Origin of the sequence: Yersinia sp. 2542 StPb PI (assembly GCF_048593855.1) — a bacterium.
Lineage (GTDB): Bacteria > Pseudomonadota > Gammaproteobacteria > Enterobacterales > Enterobacteriaceae > Yersinia > Yersinia enterocolitica_E.
In genome coordinates this window covers 1-18,193 of sequence record NZ_JAZGQA010000086.1, presented here as the reverse complement: position 1 = coordinate 18,193, position 18,193 = coordinate 1, and the positions used below count along the sequence as shown (strand labels likewise).

Below are 18,193 nucleotides of genomic sequence, written 5' to 3'. Positions count from 1 at the left end.
ATGGTAGTGATACTCTTCTTGCACTCACACTATTTCTGATGTGATTCCCTTATGCTGTAGCACTCTCTCCTCTGTCATATCAGTAAAGTAATGAACGTTTTCATTTCCAAGAAAATGCGTAATTTTATTGTGTTAGCCCAAACAAATAGCATGGCGAAGGCGGCTGAAAAATTACACATGACGGCATCTCCTTTCGGCAAAAGTATTATGGCGCTGGAAGAATTGGTCGGTTATTCCTTATTTACTCGTAATGAGAAAAGTATCAGCCTCAATAAAGCAGGACAAGAGCTTTATCAGGAACTATTTCCTATTTATCAACGACTTTCAGCTGTAGATAACAGCATTGTGGCTATGTCACAGCGCCAGAAGAATATCGTGATAGGAATTGATAACACTTACCCAACCATCATTTTTGATCAATTGTTCAGTCTCAGCGATAAATACGACGGGATTACCGCTCAGCCTTTTGAGTTTAACGAAAACAGTGTGATTGATGACTTACTCGAAAACCGTGTAGATTTTATTATCTCCCCGCAGCAAGCGTCACAACGTGTCACCCATATTGATACCCTGCAAGCCACGGAGCTTCCCTCTTTACGGCTCGGTTTTTTAGTGTCACGTCGCTTTGAGAATATCCAGGCGTTAGAGTTGTTGAATACATTGCCTTGGTTGCAAATGCGCTTCCAAAATAGGGCCAATTTTGAGGCTCTACTGGATGCGCATTTCCGTGCGATTGGCATTAACCCCACCATTATCTATCGCCCCTACAGCTTTATGGCAAAAATCAGTGCTGTTGAGCAGGGGCAGTTTCTGACGGTAGTGCCTCAGTTTGCTTATCGGTTAGTTAACCCCGCCAAGCTGAAATATTTTGATGCACCGAATCAGCCCATGTATATGCGAGAGTACCTATATTCGCTCAAGAATAATCATCACGTCGAAAAAGTCATGGGCTATATACATTCAGACCGAGAGGGTGATTAAGGTGCCAACATTGAGCCAAATTCGAACAGATTTTGGTGCAACTGGAATGCTTGCGCCAGATTGTGATGCAAATGTCCGCCTTTGGCCTGTGCCAGATAGCGATGCAGGTAGTCACGATACATCGGATGTGCACAGTTATTGATAATCGTGGTGGCACGCTGCATGGGTGATAGCCCGCGTAAGTCAGCCACGCCTTGTTCGGTAACGATAACTTTTACGCTGTGCTCACTATGATCAACATGGGTACACATCGGCACAATGGTGGAGACCTTTCCACCTTTGACGATGGAGGGGGCCATAAAGATCGACAAATAGGCGTTGCGCTCAAAATCTGCACTGCCGCCAATACCGTTGACCAATTCCGTACCGGCAACGTGGGTTGAGTTGGCATGGCCGTAGATATCAAATTCAAGCCCGACGTTAAGGGCAATAACCCCTAACCGACGAATGATTTCTGGGTTGTTAGAAATCTCCTGTGGCCGCAATACAATGCGGGTAGAGAAGAAATCCATATTGTCATAGATTTTCTTCAATGAGGCGGGGGAAACGGTCAAGCTGGAGGCACTTACCCCCATCACTTTTTCGGTTTCTAATAATTGAACCACCGACTCTTGTAGCACCTCTGAATACATCATAAACGGCGGAATATCTGGGTTTTCTCCCAGGCGTTTCATCACGGCGTTATTGATATTACCGACGCCGCTTTGCAGCGGGAGAAACTCTGGTGGAATACGGCCCAATTTGAGTTCATTAAGCAGGAAACTCACCACATTGTCGGCTATTTTTTCACATAGTGGGTTTGCGCTGTCCAGACTATTACCGGCATCCGGCAGTTCGGTTTCAACGATGGCAAAAATTTTACTCGGATCCACCTGTACATAGGGCTGACCGACTTTATCCAACGTATGGTAGATAGGCAGGGTATTACGCCGTGGTGGGGCACCGAGCATGATGATATCAGCCAGTTCAGCGACCCGTGGGCTGTGATAATGATTGAGTTCTATAATGATTTTCTTGGCTTTATGTAAAAAAACCGGGGCATTACCAATGCCGCTGCTAAGATACACCTTGCCATCAGCGGTGATCGCCGAGGCTTCAATAACCGCGACATCAATGTCGCCAAAGAAGCCATAGTTAACCATTTGCGCCACTTCACTCAGATGCAGGTCGACAAAACTGACCGCGCCCAAGTTGATTTTTTCCCGCAATAATGATGCGGTTTGATAGGGCGCGCGCCAGGCGATAGCGTCAGCCTCAGCCATTTCATCATCCGCTTTAGCACTAATGGACGCGCCGGTCAGTAAACGAATCTGAAAATCTTTTTGCTGCTGATGATGCGCTATTGCGCGCCGGGCTATGGCGGCAGGAAGCGCCTTAGGCGCTCCGGCTGGGGTAAAACCACTGAACACCACCATATGACCATGTTCAATACATTCAGCGGCTTCATCCGCGCTCATTATGCAATATGACCGTTTCATAAAGAAATCCTCTGGTTGAGAAGGTTTAATGCCCCAAAAAGGTAGGCTTACGCTTCTCCATAAATGCACTCATGCCCTCGAGATAGTCCTCACTATCGTAGACGGCACGCCGCAAACCTTGAATGCGCTCAAACTCATCTGAATTCATGGTGTGGGCTTCGCCTAAAACCCGGAGTTCTTCTTTAATAACGGCTATCGCCAGTGGTGCTTTTTCAGAAATGACGTGGGCCAATTTCAGTGTGAAATCCTCCAGTTCAGCGGGGTCAACCACATGATTGAGAATACCAACCGAAAGTGCACGCTGCGCGGTTATTGGCGCGGCAGTGAAAATCAACTCTTTCACGATATGGAAGCCAGCATCGCGAATAAGGTTGTGGATACCCACCAAATTGTAGGGAACGCCCAGATTCACCGGTGTCATCGAAAAGGTTGAGGTGTTACAAGCCACAATAATATCTGAGCTCATGATCATCTCGAATGCACCACCCCAAACGCTACCTTCGACCATTGAAATGATCGGTTTAGGATATTTTTGGATAGTTCGGGTGATTTGACGCAATGGATCATCATATGACAGTGGGTCCCGTCGGCCAGTGGGTAATTCGTGAATATCATGGCCTGCGGAGAACACTTTTGAACCTTCGGGCGCGCGGAGAATAATGCAGCGGATATCGGTATGATTGAGGTCATGCAGCGCTTGCATCAAATCATCAATAAACACCTTACTTAAGGCATTGAGTTTGCGTGTGTGGTTGAACTCAATAATACCCACCCGATTGGCAATCAACACTTTGACATACTGATAAGACATGGTTGTTCCCTTTAATTGATAATTTTTTGTGTAATAAAATGGGTTACGTCATTAATACCGGCTCGCGGCGAGATTTGATTTTGACGTAACAGATCTTCAATTTGTTGATAGTGCTGGCGGACCTCGGGGTGAGAAAACAGCATTGCAAGTGCATTTGCCTCTACCTGATGACGCACCCAACTAAGATTTTGTTGTTGGCGCAAGGTGGTGAGCTGCCCACTTTGCATCATGACCGGCCAAAAACGTTGTACTGCCTGCCACACTTCGCGGATACCGCGTTTTTCCAACGCGCTACAGGTGAGAACCCGTGGCTGCCATGCGGGATATTTACGGCGAATGATATGCAGTGCGCTGTGATACATATGGCGGGCGATCTCAACATTGCTATGGTTGTCGCCGTCATCTTTGTTAATCACAATAAAATCGGCCATTTCCATAATGCCTTTCTTAATGCCTTGTAGGTCATCGCCAGCACCGGCGATTTGCAAAGAGATAAAGCAGTCCACCATTTCAGCCACTTCGGTTTCAGACTGCCCAACGCCGACGGTTTCAACGATGATGACGTCGTAGCCTGCGGCCTCACAGAGCAAGATCAACTCGCGGGTACTCTGGCTTATCCCGCCGAGGTGGCCCCCTGACGGCACCGGGCGCACAAACGCATGCTCAGCGCGTGAGAGATTCAGCATGCGGGTTTTGTCGCCCAAAATACTGCCGCCACTGATCGGGCTGCTGGGGTCAACTGCAATCACCGCGACCTTATGCCCTTGTGCCAATAACTCTTCGCCTAGCGCCTCAAGAAAGGTGCTTTTCCCCGCACCGGGTGTGCCGGTAACGCCCAGCCGTTTAGCCTGACCGGTATAAGGCATAATGCGGTCTAACAGCCGAGCGCTTAATGCCTGATGTCGGGGGAGGCGGCTTTCTGCCAGGGTCATGGCTTGCGCTAATGCGGCTCGGTCTCCCTGGCGTAAACGGTGAACGTAGTCCTCCATATTGTCGATATCAATCATGGCGGCGGCTGATGAGTTGCAGAACGTCACGCACGCTAACGAGCATTGGTGTACCCGGCCCATAAATTGCTGCCACACCCTGTTCACGCAAGAAGGCGTAGTCCTGTGGCGGAATAACCCCCCCAGCCACCACCAGAATATCTGGCCGTGCATATTGACGCAGCGCTTCAATCAACTCGGGGATCAATGTTTTGTGGCCGGCGGCAAGGGAAGAAGCACCGATGACGTGAACGTCATTCTCCACCGCCAGACGGGCGATTTCATCCGGTGTTGAGAACATCGGGCTAAGATCGACATCAAAACCGAGGTCAGAGTAAGCGCTGGCAATAACCTTAGCCCCCCGGTCGTGGCCATCCTGACCCATTTTGGCAATCAGAATTCTGGGTCTGCGCCCATTTTCACTGAAGAACGTTTGGGTCTGCGCCACTATTTGATCAAATTCCTGAGCGTCTTTCTCGCTCTGGTGATAGCTGCGCGCAATGACACCGGTAACGCATTCGCTTGGTACCAGGTAGCGGTCAAATACCCTCTCCATTGCATCTGAGATTTCACCCAGTGTTGCCCGCAGTCGTGCAGCTTGAACTGCGGCTTCCAGTAGATTTTCATGGTTTGCCGCCGCATGACGCAGGTTTAGCAATGCTTGTTGAACCGCGCTGTTATCTCGCTCGGCGCGAATACGTTTAAGTTGCGCAATTTGTTCATTGCGCACTTTAACGTTGTCAATTTCCAACACCTGAGTTTCAGCTTCTGTCTCTAACTTATATTTATTCACCCCGACAATAACGCGTTTTCCCTGATCGATAAGTGATTGCTGACTGGCGGACGCCTCTTCAATCATCCGTTTGGGTAGCCCAACCTCAATGGCTTTGGCCATGCCGCCCACATCATCGATCTGTTTGATAATGGTTCTGGCTTGTTTCACCATTTGATCGGTTAATGACTCGACAAAATAAGAGCCTGCCAGCGGGTCAATGGTGCGGCAAATCGCCGATTCTTCCTGAATGATTATTTGTGTATTACGCGCAATGCGTGCTGAGAAATCAGTCGGTAGGCCGAGAGCCTCATCAAAAGCATTGGTATGCAAAGACTGTGTGCCGCCGAGTGTTGCGCCCAGAGCTTCGATGGTAGTACGAATAATATTGTTGTAGGGGTCTTGCTCGGTCAGGCTCCACCCTGAAGTTTGGCAGTGGGTGCGTAGCGCTAATGATTTAGGGTCGGTTGCGCCAAATCCACTGACCGCCTCACTCCAGAGGTAGCGTGCGGCGCGTAACATGGCGATGTTCATAAACAGATCCATGCCAATGCCGAAGAAGAATGAGAGGCGTGGGGCGAAGTCATCAATATTTAAACCGGCATTTAAGGCCGCTTTGATATATTCAATACCATCAGCAATAGTAAAAGCCACTTGCTGCACGCAGTTAGCGCCGGCTTCTCCCATATGGTAGCCACTGATGCTGATAGTGTTGAAGCGCGGCATATTTTGCGAACTCCAGGCGATGATGTCGGAAATAATGCGCATGGAGGGTTTGGGTGGGTAAATATAGGTGTTGCGGCACAGATATTCTTTCAGAATATCGTTCTGAATAGTGCCGGTCAGTAGCGCAGGCTCCACCCCTTGCTCTTCGGCCGCGACGATATAAAACGCCAGAATGGGCAGCACCGCACCATTCATCGTCATCGAAACAGACATTTTATCGAGTGGTATTTGCTCGAACAGAACCTTCATATCCTCAACGCTATCAATTGCCACACCTGCTTTACCCACATCACCAGAAACGCGTGGGTTATCTGAGTCATAACCACGATGAGTGGCAAGATCAAATGCGACAGAAAGACCTTTTTGCCCCGCAGCCAGATTTTTGCGATAAAAGGCATTTGATTCTTTAGCCGTTGAAAAACCAGCATATTGGCGAATTGTCCAGGGCTGAGCGGCATACATTGTGGCTCTTGGCCCCCTAACGTAGGGTGCAAGGCCGGGGAACGAGCCAGTGACCTCTAATCCATCAAGGTCACTGGCGGTATAAAGTGCTTTTACCGCAATACCTTCGGGCGTCTTGCTGATCAAATCTTCTATTTTTTTTCCTCGCTTGCTTAATTCTTTATTAGCGAGGTTTTCCCACTCACGCATATCCACCATTTGTCTTGCTCCCAATTACTGGCAATAGAATGCCTATCGAAGGCTATGAGATATTCCTCGACGAAGGCTTTATACCCGTCATACTTCAAACTGCATGTGTGTTGGCTGCCATCGCTACTCGGCCCATCCATGGGCCTCGCCTCTGCGAGGCCGCTGCAAGCAGCGTTCAAATCTGCTCCTGACCGATTTGTCACTCAAGTCATTGAGTTATCTCAACTCCTTGGGTTCATTTCGTTGCCGCCTTCCTGCAACTTGAATTATTTAGGGTATAGATTTTATTTAAGTAAGCGCTTTTTGCCGTGGGTTGTCGCGGGCAAAAAAGAACAGGGTGTCATGTCATTATTAGTCAGTGGGAATGCATCTAATCTGTGGTTTTGTTCATGTTTTTTTAGGAAAGGTGTCTTTCGTTATGAGATGTTGGTCATAAAAAAAGCACCCTTATTGGTTGGCTAGCCAATAATTGGGGTGCTATTTATAATAGGCGGGTTATTCGTGCTAACCAGCGAGCGGGTATCTCACTAAAAACGTTCGGGGTGCAGCAAATGTTCAACCGCTTTCTGCGCGTTAATCCAGTGTTGCCCGCCAAATAAATTACTGCGGTTCAATAAATAATAAAGCTGATAAATAGGTTGGCGCTCAATAAAATCGGCAGGCAGCGGCCAAACACGCTGATAACCATCATAAATTTGGGCGGGTAAGGCAGGGTAGAGCGGTAACATTGCAAGGTCGCACTCGCGATCTCCCCAATAACAGGCGGGATCAAAAATTACTGGCCCTTGGGCACTGGCAGCACAGTTAGCTGGCCATAAATCACCGTGTAGGAGTGAGGGCTGTGGCTGGTGGCCTTGTAAACGTGCTTGCACTAAGTCAGTTATCTGGTCGATATCACCAAAAGACATGCCTTTTTCCGCGGCTAACTGCAATTGCCAACCGATACGCTGCTCAGCAAAGAATTGCCCCCAACGGCGCTGCCAGCAATTAGGCTGCGGTGTGGTGGCCAGATCATTATCAAAATCCAGCCCGAATTGCAGTTGTTCGCTCCATTGATGCAGATGGGCTAATTGCTGTCCCAGGCAATAGGCGTTATGCGCATCGAGTGGCTTTAGGGGGATATACTCTAGTAACAGAAAACTGTAATCGCGATCGCTGCCCACGCCGTAGACTTCAGGGACTTGGACTGTTTTGCTGCGGGATAATAAAGCGAGTTGATCAGCTTCGGCGGTAAATATGGGTAGCATCTCGCGGGTATCGCATTTCACGAAAACCTCAGTCTCACCATAACTGAGACGCCAGGCTTCATGAATATCTCCGCCCGGTAATTCAGTCCTTTCCCTAATTTCAGCGGGACCGAGATATTCACCTAACAGACGATTCACTGCTTGCCACATGATTCACCCCCTATTAGCTGCCAGTTAAACCCTGTGAACTTGAAATTACAGGGTTGTTAGCGAGGTTAACTTATCCTCATCACTCGACTACATTAGCGCATCAGGATTAATGAGCCTAATCCATAAGGCTCATCCTGCGGGCTGGCATTAATGCTATTTAAATCGACTCCCGGCCGATTTGACATTCGCTGCTACCTGCAAGTCCAATGACTCTGGCTACAGATCATTAGGTTAGCGTCTTTATGGTGCGAAGAACAAGAGCTGGCGCACAGGGATACCCGTGCCGGATCAAACAAAAGACTGATTCTACTGGTAAAGCGTTAGTCGTTTCGCTGTTTTGCTCATCTTACGACAAAAATGGCATGGTAAAAAACTTGCTGCTGGCTGAATCTGAATAATAGATATGCCGTACAGCGTAATGGCCATCCGGCATATTTATTGGGACTTAATTGATTATAGCAGGTTACCTTTCGGCACGTTTTTAGCGCTAGCAGCTTTGGCCTGAGGGGATATTTTTCGGCCCTTTACGGGTTTTATATGGCTATAAATCAGGGCGACCACAAAGAACAGTGCCTGAATAATGACAATACAGGGACCCGTGGCACCATCAATATGGAAACTGATTAAGGTGCCCAGCACACAGGCCACCACTGACACCAGTGTGGCAACAATCAGCATTTGATCAAAACTACGGCAAACCATAAAGGCGATAATACCGGGGGCGATTAACATGGCGATAACCAGAATAACCCCAACCGCCTGCAATGATGCCACGATGGTCAATGCCAGCAGGCAAAGTAAGCCATAGTGCAGCAATTTGACCGGCAGCCCAATCACCCTGGCATGGTTTGGATCAAAGCAGTAGAGCATGAAGTCTTTACGCTTTAATAGCACCACCAACAGAGTGAAGCCGGCAATCCACAATGTCTGTTTCAGTTCCGCTAATGAAATACCCAGCATATTGCCGAATAAAATATGGCTGAGGTGCTGGTCTGTATCCATGCGGGAAAATAGCACCAGGCCAAATGCGAACATACCGGAGAACACAATCCCCATAACAGTATCTTCTTTGACCCGGCTATTATCTTTTAAATAACCGGTGGCAATCGCGCAGAATATACCCGAGACAAAGGCACCGATAACCAGCGGAATACCGAGCCAAAAGGCCAGCACAATGCCTGGTAGCACGGCATGAGAGATAGCATCCCCCATTAATGACCAGCCTTTTAACACCAGATAACAAGACAAGACTGCACACACCACACCGGTAATAATCGCGGCCACTATCGCCCGTTGCATAAAGGGGTAGGCGAAGGGTTCGCTGACCAGACTAAACAATGTATTCATACATTATCCTCTGGCAGATGGGGTAATGGGTGGCGGCGTTTTTGCCGTGAACGAAAACGGGTCGCCAGTAATCCGTGTTTCGGCGCGAAGAAAAAGGCTAAGAGGAAGACCAGTGTTTGTAAGGTCACAATGACCCCGCCTGTTGCGCCGTCCAGATAGAAGCTGAGATAAGCACCAAAGGCACTGGTAAAGGCACCAATGGCAATCGCTATCATCAGTAAACGGCTGAAACGGTCCGTGAGTAGGTAAGCGGTCGCCCCGGGGGTCACCACCATGGCAATGACTAAGATCGCGCCAACAGTCTGTAAAGCCGCGACAGTACAGGCGCTTAACAGGGTGAAGAACAAAATTTTCAGGCGCAGGGGTGAGAGTCCTATCGACATGGCGTGGCTTTCATCGAAAAACACCGCCAGCAAGTCTTTCCAGATCAGACATAGAATCACAAACGAAACCAAAATGATGATCTCTACCTGCAATACATCTTCGTCTGCTATCCCCAGAATATTACCGAAAATGATCGACTGGACATTGACCGAGGTAGGGTTGAGCGAAACAATTAATAAGCCAACAGCAAAAAAGGTCGAGAAGATGAAACCAATGATGGCATCTTCACGCAGACGAGTGATATGGCGCACTAATGTCATCGCCAATGCGGCGAGCATGCCGGTAAAGAATGCACCAGCGGCATAAGGTAGCCCAAGAGCATAAGCGCCAGCGACCCCCGGAACGACGGAGTGCGATAGCGCATCCCCCATTAGCGACCAACCTTTCAGCATCAGATATGCCGATAAGAATGCGCAGACGGCACCGACAATCGCACTGACCCAGATAGCCTTGACCATGTAATTGTAGTTAAACGGTTGCAGTAACAGTTCCAGCATCAGGGATTATTCTCCTTTGACTGACTCTGTGCCGGCGGGTCATTCTTGGTGTGACCATAAAATACCGCAGGACGTTCATCATCGGTAATGACCGTGACGGTGCGTGGGTCATTATCATCGTGCAGTGCCGTACCGGAGAGATTGATATGGCGCAGAACACCACCAAAAGTCATTTCGAGATTCTTTTGGGTAAAGGTGGTTTCGGTCGGCCCGGCGGCTAGCACGGTTTGGTTAATCAGAATTACGTGGTCACAAAATTCTGGCACGCTACCGAGGTTATGCGTGGAAACCAGAATCAGATGGCCTTCATCACGCAGTGCGCGCAATAAATCAATAATGGCATTTTCTGTTTTGACGTCAACACCGGTGAACGGCTCGTCTAATAACAAGACTGAACCTTGCTGTGCCAACGCGCGGGCCAGAAACACCCGTTTCTTTTGCCCCCCCGATAGCTCACCGATCTGACGTGACCGTAATGCCGTCAAGCCGACTCTCTCAATGGCTTTATCGACAATGGTTTTATCTTCACGGCTCGGGATGCGCAGAAAATTCATTTTGCCATAACGGCCCATCATGACCACGTCTTCCACCAACACTGGGAAGTTCCAGTCGACATCTTCGGTCTGCGGCACGTAAGCGATGGTATTTTGTTTTAAGGCATGGCTGATGGGTTTATGACTCAGCTCCACTTTCCCGATACTGGGTTTAACTAACCCCATAATACTTTTAAACAGTGTCGACTTACCGCTACCATTCACACCGACCAAGGCGCAAATTGTGCCACCGGTCAGTGAGAAACTGGCGTCATAGATAGCAGTATGCCCGTTGTTATAAGTGACAGTGACATTATCCACTACCAGCTCCGGGCGGACAAAAACAGCATGGCTCATTGACCAAATCCTTTCGCGATAGTTTGTACAGTGGCGTTAATCAGATCGATATAAGTGGGGACCGGCCCCTTTTCATTCGACAGAGAATCTACATATAACACACCACCATATTGTGCACCGGTTTCTTTGCTAACTTGTTTCGCCGGTTTATCGGAAATAGTACTTTCACTGAATATCACCGGGATTTTATTTGCGCGCATGGTATCAATCACGTGGCGCACTTGTTGCGGGGAACCTTGCTCTTCCGCATTAATTGGCCACAAGTAAACTTCTTTAAAACCATAATCTTTTGCCAGATAACTGAAGGCACCTTCACTGGTCACCAGCCACCGTTGCTGTGCGGGGATGCGAGATAAACGTTCACGCAACGGGGCATCCAAGGCGGCAATTTTTTCAGCATAAGCTTTGGCATTACGATTATAGGTTTCAGCATGGGTGGGATCGTGCTCCACCAGTGCTTTACGAATATTCTCAATATAGATTAAAGCGTTTGATGGTGACATCCAGGCATGTGGATTCGGAATACCTTTATATGGCCCCTCACGGATAGGCAGGGGGGTGATGCCATCTGTAACCACAGCCGAAGGGACATCTTTAATATTTTCAAAGAAACGCTCAAACCAGCGCTCCAGGTTCATCCCATTCCAGAGAATCAAGTCTGCTGATTGTGCCTTCACGATATCTCGTGGCGTGGGCTGATAGTCATGAATTTCTGCGCCAGGTTTGGTGATTGACTCAACAATGGCAGCATCACCGGCGACATTCTGCGCAATATCTTGAATAATTGTGAATGTAGTCACAATTTTGAATTTTTTATCAGGGTCGCTGGGTTTATTTTCTGCCAAGGCTGAGTTGCTGATCATCGAGGAGAATGCAACAAGAGCCAATAGGGTAATGGCAGATAAAAAACGGGGTGTAATACGGCTAATTGAGTGCAGGTAGGGTATTTTTTGCTTAGTAAACATGGCGATGTTCCCTTTCTTTAAATGAAAATGATTATCAATATCATTAGCGATGAAGTCAAGCCTTGCCATACAATAAACTAAAACTTACCGATAGTTACTGAATATAGCCTGATCATTATGTTGATAATGGTCAAACTAGGCCAAAAAATCTATTTGGACGAGGTGACAACTTGTATATGCTACAAAACGGCTTATCAGCACGGGGAATACTGTGAATCCAAAAGTCGGTTGCCTAATGGCAATTTTATTGCTGGCGGGGTGTGCTAAACAAACTCCGTTACCACAAGCAAATAACGGGTGGCTGAAGAAAGCGCCACAGGGTGGTTTCCTTAACGCACCGAAAAGCAGCGGCGGTTCAAGTACAGTTGCCTATAGCGATGTAATTAAACAAGCAGCCAGCCATTACGGCGTTGATGAAACGTTGATTAAAGCCATTATTCAGGTGGAGTCTGGTTACAATCCTGATGTGGTGAGCACCTCGAATGCTGTGGGTTTGATGCAGATTAAAGCCTCTACCGCTGGTCGAGATGCCTACCGGATGAAAGGGCGTGATGGTCAACCGAGTTCAGGTGAATTAAAAGATCCGGTGAAGAATATTGATATTGGCGCGGCGTATATCAATATTTTGCAAAACCAGCAGTTAGCGGGGATAAGTGATCCGCAAACATTGCGTTATGCCACCATCGTTTCTTATGCCAATGGTGCGGGGGCGATGCTACGGACTTTTTCATCAGATAAACGTCTGGCAGTAAATAAAATAAATAGTCTTAGCCCGAACGAGTTTTATCAGCATATACAAAAGAAACATCCGGCCGCACAAGCCCCACGCTATTTGTGGAAAGTAGATACCGCGTACCGGGCAATGTCAGAGTAATATTAAAACGCTAACCGATGTAGTCTTATAGGCGCCGTAACTGTTATCAGTATAAACATCGGCTAGCGTTTCCCTCTTCAATCTCACTCTTGGTTATGCAAGTGCTGGATGGTAGTTGGCAATAATGTCCAGGATGCCGTTTATAATAAATTGTACGCCCATACACACCAGCAAGAACCCCATCAAGCGTGAAATGGCTTCAATGCCGCTTTTGCCCACCCAGCGCATAATGGCCCCGGAACTGAGCAGTGAACCCCATAAAATCAATGAAACACAAAGAAAAATCAGCACTGGGGCAACCGTAACAACCCATGGGCTGAATACGGCGTGGCCTTTCATTGATGCGGCAGAACTGATTATCATGGCAATAGTACCTGGCCCAGCGGTACTTGGCATCGCCAGTGGTACAAAAGCGATATTGATAGATTTTCGCTTCTTTAAATCCTGCGATTTTGCTTCTAATTGCGTATCTTCAGCGGATTGCTGCGGAAAAAGCATACGAAAACCGATAAACGCCACAATTAGCCCACCGGCAATCCGCAAACCGGGAATCGATAAGCCGAAGGTATTCATCACAACCTGACCGGCATAATAAGCGATGGTCATAATAAAGAAGACATAGATTGATGCCATCTTCGACTGATGATTGCGCTCTTCGCTGGTCATATTGCCAGATAACCCGAGTAATAGGGCCACTGTTGTTAACGGGTTTGCCAGTGGCAGCAGTAATACCAAGCCTAAACCAATGGCTTTACATAATTCGAAAACACTTTGCATCAGTCTTGCTCCGAAAATAACATCAAACGCACCCGATGAAAGTAGAGCATATCAGGCAATTAATTGCATATCGGGCCAATATACCCGCACAGAGTATTATTACTCAGTTTGCCACTCTACGCGATACGTCAGGTAAAAGGCTATCGGGGATTAACTCATGGCGGGGGAATCACTGATAAGTGAAAGGGTTGAGTGAATAAATACAGCCAACGTCACTGCAACTTATATGTGATATAGATCAAATCTCTGGCGAGCAACAGTTGGTTCAATAGGGTAGATCCAGAATAATCATGTCAGCATTAATTTCTGCAAGGAATACGGTTTTGTGCATTTGTGATATCAGCGTTGAAGACGAATATACTCGTCAGCCACTATCGGCTTCTGCCGCGTGGGTGTTAGATACGCAAGCCGCGCGTGCGCGTGGTCGGTTACGTTTTTTAAAACCTAAGCGTGAAGCCCGGCCGCGTTGGCGTTTAGCCCCCCTGAAAGATACCTACGAAATTCGTTTTTATCCTAACCGTATGCCAGAACTCTGGTTCTTCAGTGCGGAGAATGCGGCCAGAAAACGGCTCTGATAGTTAAATGTGGAGTAAGCTGATATGGCCTTTAACGCCGATGAACGCAATGCGCTGTTAGCCGTCAAAGGGGTCGGGCCAACGGTAGTCACCCGCCTGGAACAACTCGGTTTTACCTCCCTTGCGCAACTCAGTCAGGCGGATATGGGTGAAATTGTCACCAGTGCCGCGGCCATGGTGGGTTCTACTTGTTGGAAGAATAGCCCGCAAGCGCGCTCAGCGATTCAAGCTGCCATAGCGTTGGCTAAAATGCACACATCTGAGTGAGCCGGTTGTAGCCACCTCCCGTCTGGGCCTCTCTTCATGAGGTCAGCTATCTGCTTCGCTCACAGCACTTATTGCTTCTGTTGGGGCTTCTCTGAATATGGCAGCAGTAAGTCATCCAGTATTTGCATTCTTTCTGCTACCGGAAGATATAACCAACGCGTAAACCAAGGTGTTTTGGCGGTGCATTGCTGGTGTGTTTGTTGGAAGTAGCGTTCGAGATCCGACAGATCGTCTGTAATCTTTTGCATTATATTTCTCCCCTCGTTGACCGGTGAACAAATCATAGACAACAAAATACGGAAGAAAAACGGATGGAAAGTATTATTTTGTTCCGTATTTATCATTGTCAGGGCAAAAGCTAAACAGTGAGAGATGCACGGTAGGGGGCGGTTGCGCGTTTTTGGCGTGAGAAATGGTGGATAGCGGCCAAATAAAACGCCCCGATTGCATGAACAATCGGGGCGGCGTTCCAGTAACCATTGCTACACGGAAACGGAAATTGATTATGAGCACATCCTGTAGAAATAGCAATACACCCAGCGCTACTCAAAAGCAATAGATCATAATGTAAATCATTGTTGGTGGTGATAAACACCTTTACACAGCCAATGTCAGCCGTCTCTGTAGGTTTTTTGTTCCCAATTCGTTTCTTTGCCAATACCGTAATGCAGCCAACGCTAAATTAGGGGGTGAGTCCCCCCTGTTGCATTCGTTGTTCAATCCAGCGGCGAGCCTGAACAATTTCCGCCACCGGTTCCTCTGCTTTCTCCGTCCACATTTCAATCAGGAATGCGCCGCGATAATTGAGTTGATTAAGTGTCTTAAAAACATTGACGAAATCCACGCATCCTTCACCAAAAGGCACATCACGAAATTGCCCTGGTGACTGGTCAGTGACTGGATAAGTATCTTTCAGATGAATGGCTGCAATACGGTCAATTCCTATCGATAACTCATTACTGACATCATTACCCCAGGCACTCAGGTTGCCGACATCAGGATAAACCGTGAACCACGGTGAAGCGAGGCAGTTATCCCAGACCTTCCATTTACTGATTGAATTGATAAACGGCGTGTCCATTATTTCGACCGCCAACATAACCTGCGCGGCGGCTGCCTGTTGCACCGCCCATTGCAGCCCTTCGGTAAAGCGTCTTAGAGTGCCAGCATCCTGCTCTTCGTAATAGACATCATAGCCCGCCAACTGAATGGTGCGGATACCCACGTCTTTCGCCAATTGAATCGCTTGTTGCATCAAAAGGTAGGCCTGCTTTCTCAGCTCGTCATCATGGCTGCCAAAAGGGAAACGGCGATGAGCCGACAAGCACATGGAAGGGATTGCAATCCCAGTTTCTAACATGGCATCAACCAGAGATAAACGCTGTGCTTTGCTCCAACTGAGCCGGGCTAACCTTTCATCTGTTTCATCGATAGACATTTCAACAAAATCAAAACCACATGCTTTGGCTAAGGCTAAACGCTCAGGCCAGCTCAAGTGCTTAGGCAATGCTTTTTCATAAATACCTAATGGATGTTGGCGCATATTATTTCCCCCAAATAGCGTCAATGGCATGGTGAAACGCGGTGGCGGTAGCTACGGGATGTTCGGCTTCAGACAGTGCACGGCCGACAATAAAGGCACGTACCGCAATGGTGTGGAAGAGGGGCAAATCAGCAGGAGTGATACCGCCGGTAACCGACAGTTCGATTCCTAAGTCGGACAGTGCCTGCATCCTCTCTAGATCAGCCTGACTCCAGCTTTGTCCGCAGGCTTGAGCATCGCGGCCACGATGATAAATGGCTTGAGTTAACCCTAAGTCACGCCAGTTTTTAGCGTCATTTAGCGTCCAGTGACCAAACAGTTCTATCTGGATATCGCCATCATGTTGCTTTGCCACCTCCAATGCGGCTGCCATGGTGGCGAGAGGGGCTGCGCAAATCACCGTCATCCAGTTTGCGCCAGCAGAAAATGCTTGCTGCGCCAGTGTGGCACCCGCGTCAGCCACTTTAAGATCAGCAACCAGCGTATGTTGTGGATACCGTTGACGTAGAGTTTTGACTGCCTGAATACCTTCACTGATACACAGGATGGTACCGGCCTCGATGATATCGACATGGCGGTGCAGCAACGCGGTGGTCGCCAGTGCGGCATCAAGCCGGGTATGGTCCAGTGCGAGTTGTAATTGCGGCCTGAGGTGCTGAGTTGTCATAGTATCAATGTCCTAAATAGAGTCGGTGCCGCAACCTTGCCTGAGCAATAGAAGCTCATTGCAAAGTGCCAAGAGCAGCAACCAGAGCCTGATAGCGGAGATATTTATCCTGATATGCCTGTCGGGCGTGCTGATCGGGTTGCAGAGTATGCAGTTGCGGGGTTAAGGCCTGCTGAGCATCACTGAAATCGACAAAGCGCCCCGTGCCGACCATTGCCGCCAGTGATGCGCCCAGGCAGCCAGTCTCCTCAACTTGCGGCAGCTCTACCGGTAACCCGCTGATGTCGGCAAACATCTGCATCCATTGCCGTGATTGAGCCGGTCCGCCGGTAATCCGTAGTGCGCTGACGGACGAAAAACGTTTCAGCATTCGGTTGAGGTGGGTCATATGGCTGAATACCACCCCTTCGTAGATGGCTTGCACCAGATGTTGGCGCTGGTGGAAAGATTGCATGCCATAAAATCCGGCACACATTCCTAATCCAGCGTTGGAGCCATATAAAAACGGCACAAACAGTAGCTGGCTACCTGCTTTGGGTAACTGTGCTACCCATTGATTAAGCTGTTGGTAGTCTGTTTTCCCGCCCTCAGCACCAAACCATTGGTGGGTAAACCACTCCAGATTGGCCGCAGAGGTCGGGCTGGCTTCATGCACAATATATTTACCTGCTTCGGCATAACGGCCATAAACGAAGGGATATTCAACATCAGCTTTAAGCTGGTCGGTGATTCCCGAGGTCACCGACCAGGTCCCCATCACTGCATTTAATCGGCTTTCATCCTTCAGGCCAGCACAGAGGGCGGTAGAGACCACATCAAACAAACCGCCGACAACGGGGAGGCCAACCGGCAGACCGGTGGCATTGGCGGCAGCCTGAGTGATGGTGCCGACAATTTGTGCCGAAGCCACAATCGGTGGCAGGGCCGCCATAACTTCAGGGATACCTAGCAGTTGTGCCAGTGCGGGTTGATAGCCACCTTCGGCCATCGGATAGAGATTAGATTCTGAGATATTGGTCTCTTCGCAACCTAATTGGTCGGTCAGGCAGTAACGCAAATAGTCGTGGGCCATCAGAATGCTGCCAATCTGCTCATAACGGCCGGGTTGATGTTCTTTCAACCAGCGCAGCAAGGACACTGGGTGTCCGGTCCACAACGTTTGGCGGGTGATTGGGTAGAGCATTTGTGGGATGCCATCTCGCTGCCACTGTTTAACCAATGACAGCGCCCGTTGGTCAGAGGATAATATGGCATTGCCTAATGGATCACCTTTTTTATCAAGTAAAAACAGTCCCTTACCTTGAGCGGAAATGCCCACGCCCTGAATATTGCTGGAGGGAATCGTGTGGCGGGCTAACAGTTGGCGAATCACCGCACTCATTGCCTGCCATAGCACAGTCATATCGCGCTCAGCCCATCCCGGCTGGGGGCTGATAATGGCTAAATTTTGCCGTGCGATCCCGCATTCGTTACCGTCTCGGTCATACAGACCCGCTTTAATAAAGGTGCCGCCACAATCGATACCCAACCAATATTCCATTTCAGCCTCCGGTCAGCTTTTTTGTCTATTTTGGGCAGCAACAGTGCCAATAAGGAGGCGACAGC

Annotated in this window: 18 protein-coding genes; 4 read left to right on the top strand and 14 right to left on the bottom strand. The window is 48.6% G+C overall.

The features are described from left to right. Positions 1 to 90 precede the first annotated feature (90 nt). The gene (gene srsR, locus V1952_RS12265; protein WP_420074821.1) at positions 91 to 981 is read left to right on the top strand and encodes a LysR family transcriptional regulator SrsR; all 891 of its coding nucleotides are present in this window, start codon (positions 91 to 93) and stop codon (positions 979 to 981) included. Here the strand turns inward: srsR and V1952_RS12260 are convergent. The 9 genes from V1952_RS12260 to yfeA form a co-directional block, all read right to left on the bottom strand. Continuing rightward, the gene (locus tag V1952_RS12260; RefSeq protein WP_420074820.1) at positions 978 to 2,459 is read right to left on the bottom strand and encodes a succinate CoA transferase; all 1,482 of its coding nucleotides are present in this window, start codon (positions 2,457 to 2,459) and stop codon (positions 978 to 980) included. The genes srsR and V1952_RS12260 overlap by 4 nt on opposite strands. 25 nt (positions 2,460 to 2,484) lie before the next feature. Next, entirely contained in the window at positions 2,485 to 3,270 is a 786-nt protein-coding gene (gene scpB, locus V1952_RS12255) for a methylmalonyl-CoA decarboxylase (RefSeq protein WP_083158674.1), read from the bottom strand. An 11-nt stretch (positions 3,271 to 3,281) separates the two neighbouring features. Then, positions 3,282 to 4,277 carry a methylmalonyl Co-A mutase-associated GTPase MeaB gene (gene meaB / locus V1952_RS12250; RefSeq protein ID WP_420071687.1) on the bottom strand — a complete coding sequence of 332 codons (996 nt, stop codon included), beginning with the start codon at positions 4,275 to 4,277 and terminating at the stop codon, positions 3,282 to 3,284. After that, positions 4,270 to 6,414, bottom strand: coding sequence for a methylmalonyl-CoA mutase (scpA, locus tag V1952_RS12245; protein WP_420074819.1), 2,145 nt, complete (start codon positions 6,412 to 6,414; stop codon positions 4,270 to 4,272). Before scpA ends, meaB begins: the two co-directional genes overlap by 8 nt. Positions 6,415 to 6,932: 518 nt before the next feature. Then, on the bottom strand, positions 6,933 to 7,802 hold the full coding sequence (locus V1952_RS12240; RefSeq protein ID WP_420074818.1) for a fructosamine kinase family protein: 870 nt from the start codon (positions 7,800 to 7,802) through the stop codon (positions 6,933 to 6,935). 453 nt (positions 7,803 to 8,255) lie between these two features. Beyond that, positions 8,256 to 9,149, bottom strand: coding sequence for an iron/manganese ABC transporter permease subunit YfeD (gene yfeD, locus V1952_RS12235; RefSeq protein WP_372559162.1), 894 nt, complete (start codon positions 9,147 to 9,149; stop codon positions 8,256 to 8,258). After that, the gene (gene yfeC / locus V1952_RS12230; RefSeq protein WP_083158679.1) at positions 9,146 to 10,030 is read right to left on the bottom strand and encodes an iron/manganese ABC transporter permease subunit YfeC; all 885 of its coding nucleotides are present in this window, start codon (positions 10,028 to 10,030) and stop codon (positions 9,146 to 9,148) included. The genes yfeD and yfeC overlap by 4 nt, the downstream gene beginning before the upstream one ends. Continuing rightward, on the bottom strand, positions 10,030 to 10,920 hold the full coding sequence (gene yfeB, locus V1952_RS12225; protein ID WP_372559161.1) for an iron/manganese ABC transporter ATP-binding protein YfeB: 891 nt from the start codon (positions 10,918 to 10,920) through the stop codon (positions 10,030 to 10,032). Before yfeB ends, yfeC begins: the two co-directional genes overlap by 1 nt. After that, positions 10,917 to 11,885, bottom strand: coding sequence for an iron/manganese ABC transporter substrate-binding protein YfeA (yfeA, locus tag V1952_RS12220; RefSeq protein ID WP_420071689.1), 969 nt, complete (start codon positions 11,883 to 11,885; stop codon positions 10,917 to 10,919). The genes yfeB and yfeA overlap by 4 nt, the downstream gene beginning before the upstream one ends. A gap of 211 nt (positions 11,886 to 12,096) precedes the next feature. On the opposite strand from yfeA, the gene V1952_RS12215 reads away from it, so the two are divergent. Beyond that, a complete protein-coding gene (locus V1952_RS12215; RefSeq protein WP_420074817.1) occupies positions 12,097 to 12,759 on the top strand; it encodes a transglycosylase SLT domain-containing protein in 663 nt (220 codons plus the stop codon). Between the two features lie 93 nt (positions 12,760 to 12,852). On the opposite strand, the gene V1952_RS12210 is transcribed toward V1952_RS12215, so the two are convergent. Next, a complete protein-coding gene (locus V1952_RS12210) occupies positions 12,853 to 13,536 on the bottom strand; it encodes a MarC family NAAT transporter (RefSeq protein WP_420074816.1) in 684 nt (227 codons plus the stop codon). A gap of 323 nt (positions 13,537 to 13,859) precedes the next feature. Between V1952_RS12210 and V1952_RS12205 the strand changes: the two genes are divergently transcribed. Next, entirely contained in the window at positions 13,860 to 14,111 is a 252-nt protein-coding gene (locus tag V1952_RS12205; protein ID WP_193784813.1) for a hypothetical protein, read from the top strand. 24 nt (positions 14,112 to 14,135) lie between these two features. Then, the gene (locus tag V1952_RS12200) at positions 14,136 to 14,378 is read left to right on the top strand and encodes a helix-hairpin-helix domain-containing protein (RefSeq protein WP_420074815.1); all 243 of its coding nucleotides are present in this window, start codon (positions 14,136 to 14,138) and stop codon (positions 14,376 to 14,378) included. A gap of 68 nt (positions 14,379 to 14,446) precedes the next feature. On the opposite strand, the gene V1952_RS12195 is transcribed toward V1952_RS12200, so the two are convergent. From V1952_RS12195 to V1952_RS12180, 4 genes are all read right to left on the bottom strand, one after another. Next, positions 14,447 to 14,626 (bottom strand): hypothetical protein, encoded by a 180-nt coding sequence (locus V1952_RS12195; RefSeq protein ID WP_083163601.1) that lies wholly within the window; start codon positions 14,624 to 14,626, stop codon positions 14,447 to 14,449. Positions 14,627 to 15,060: 434 nt separating this feature from the next. After that, complete coding sequence (locus V1952_RS12190) at positions 15,061 to 15,921, bottom strand: L-ribulose-5-phosphate 3-epimerase (RefSeq protein ID WP_372559157.1); 861 nt, start codon at positions 15,919 to 15,921, stop codon at positions 15,061 to 15,063. 1 nt (position 15,922) lies between these two features. Further along, positions 15,923 to 16,588, bottom strand: a complete 666-nt coding sequence (gene ulaD / locus V1952_RS12185; RefSeq protein WP_420071692.1) for a 3-keto-L-gulonate-6-phosphate decarboxylase UlaD — start codon at positions 16,586 to 16,588, stop codon at positions 15,923 to 15,925. A gap of 55 nt (positions 16,589 to 16,643) precedes the next feature. Then, positions 16,644 to 18,128, bottom strand: coding sequence for an FGGY-family carbohydrate kinase (locus V1952_RS12180; protein WP_420074814.1), 1,485 nt, complete (start codon positions 18,126 to 18,128; stop codon positions 16,644 to 16,646). Positions 18,129 to 18,193 lie beyond the last annotated feature (65 nt).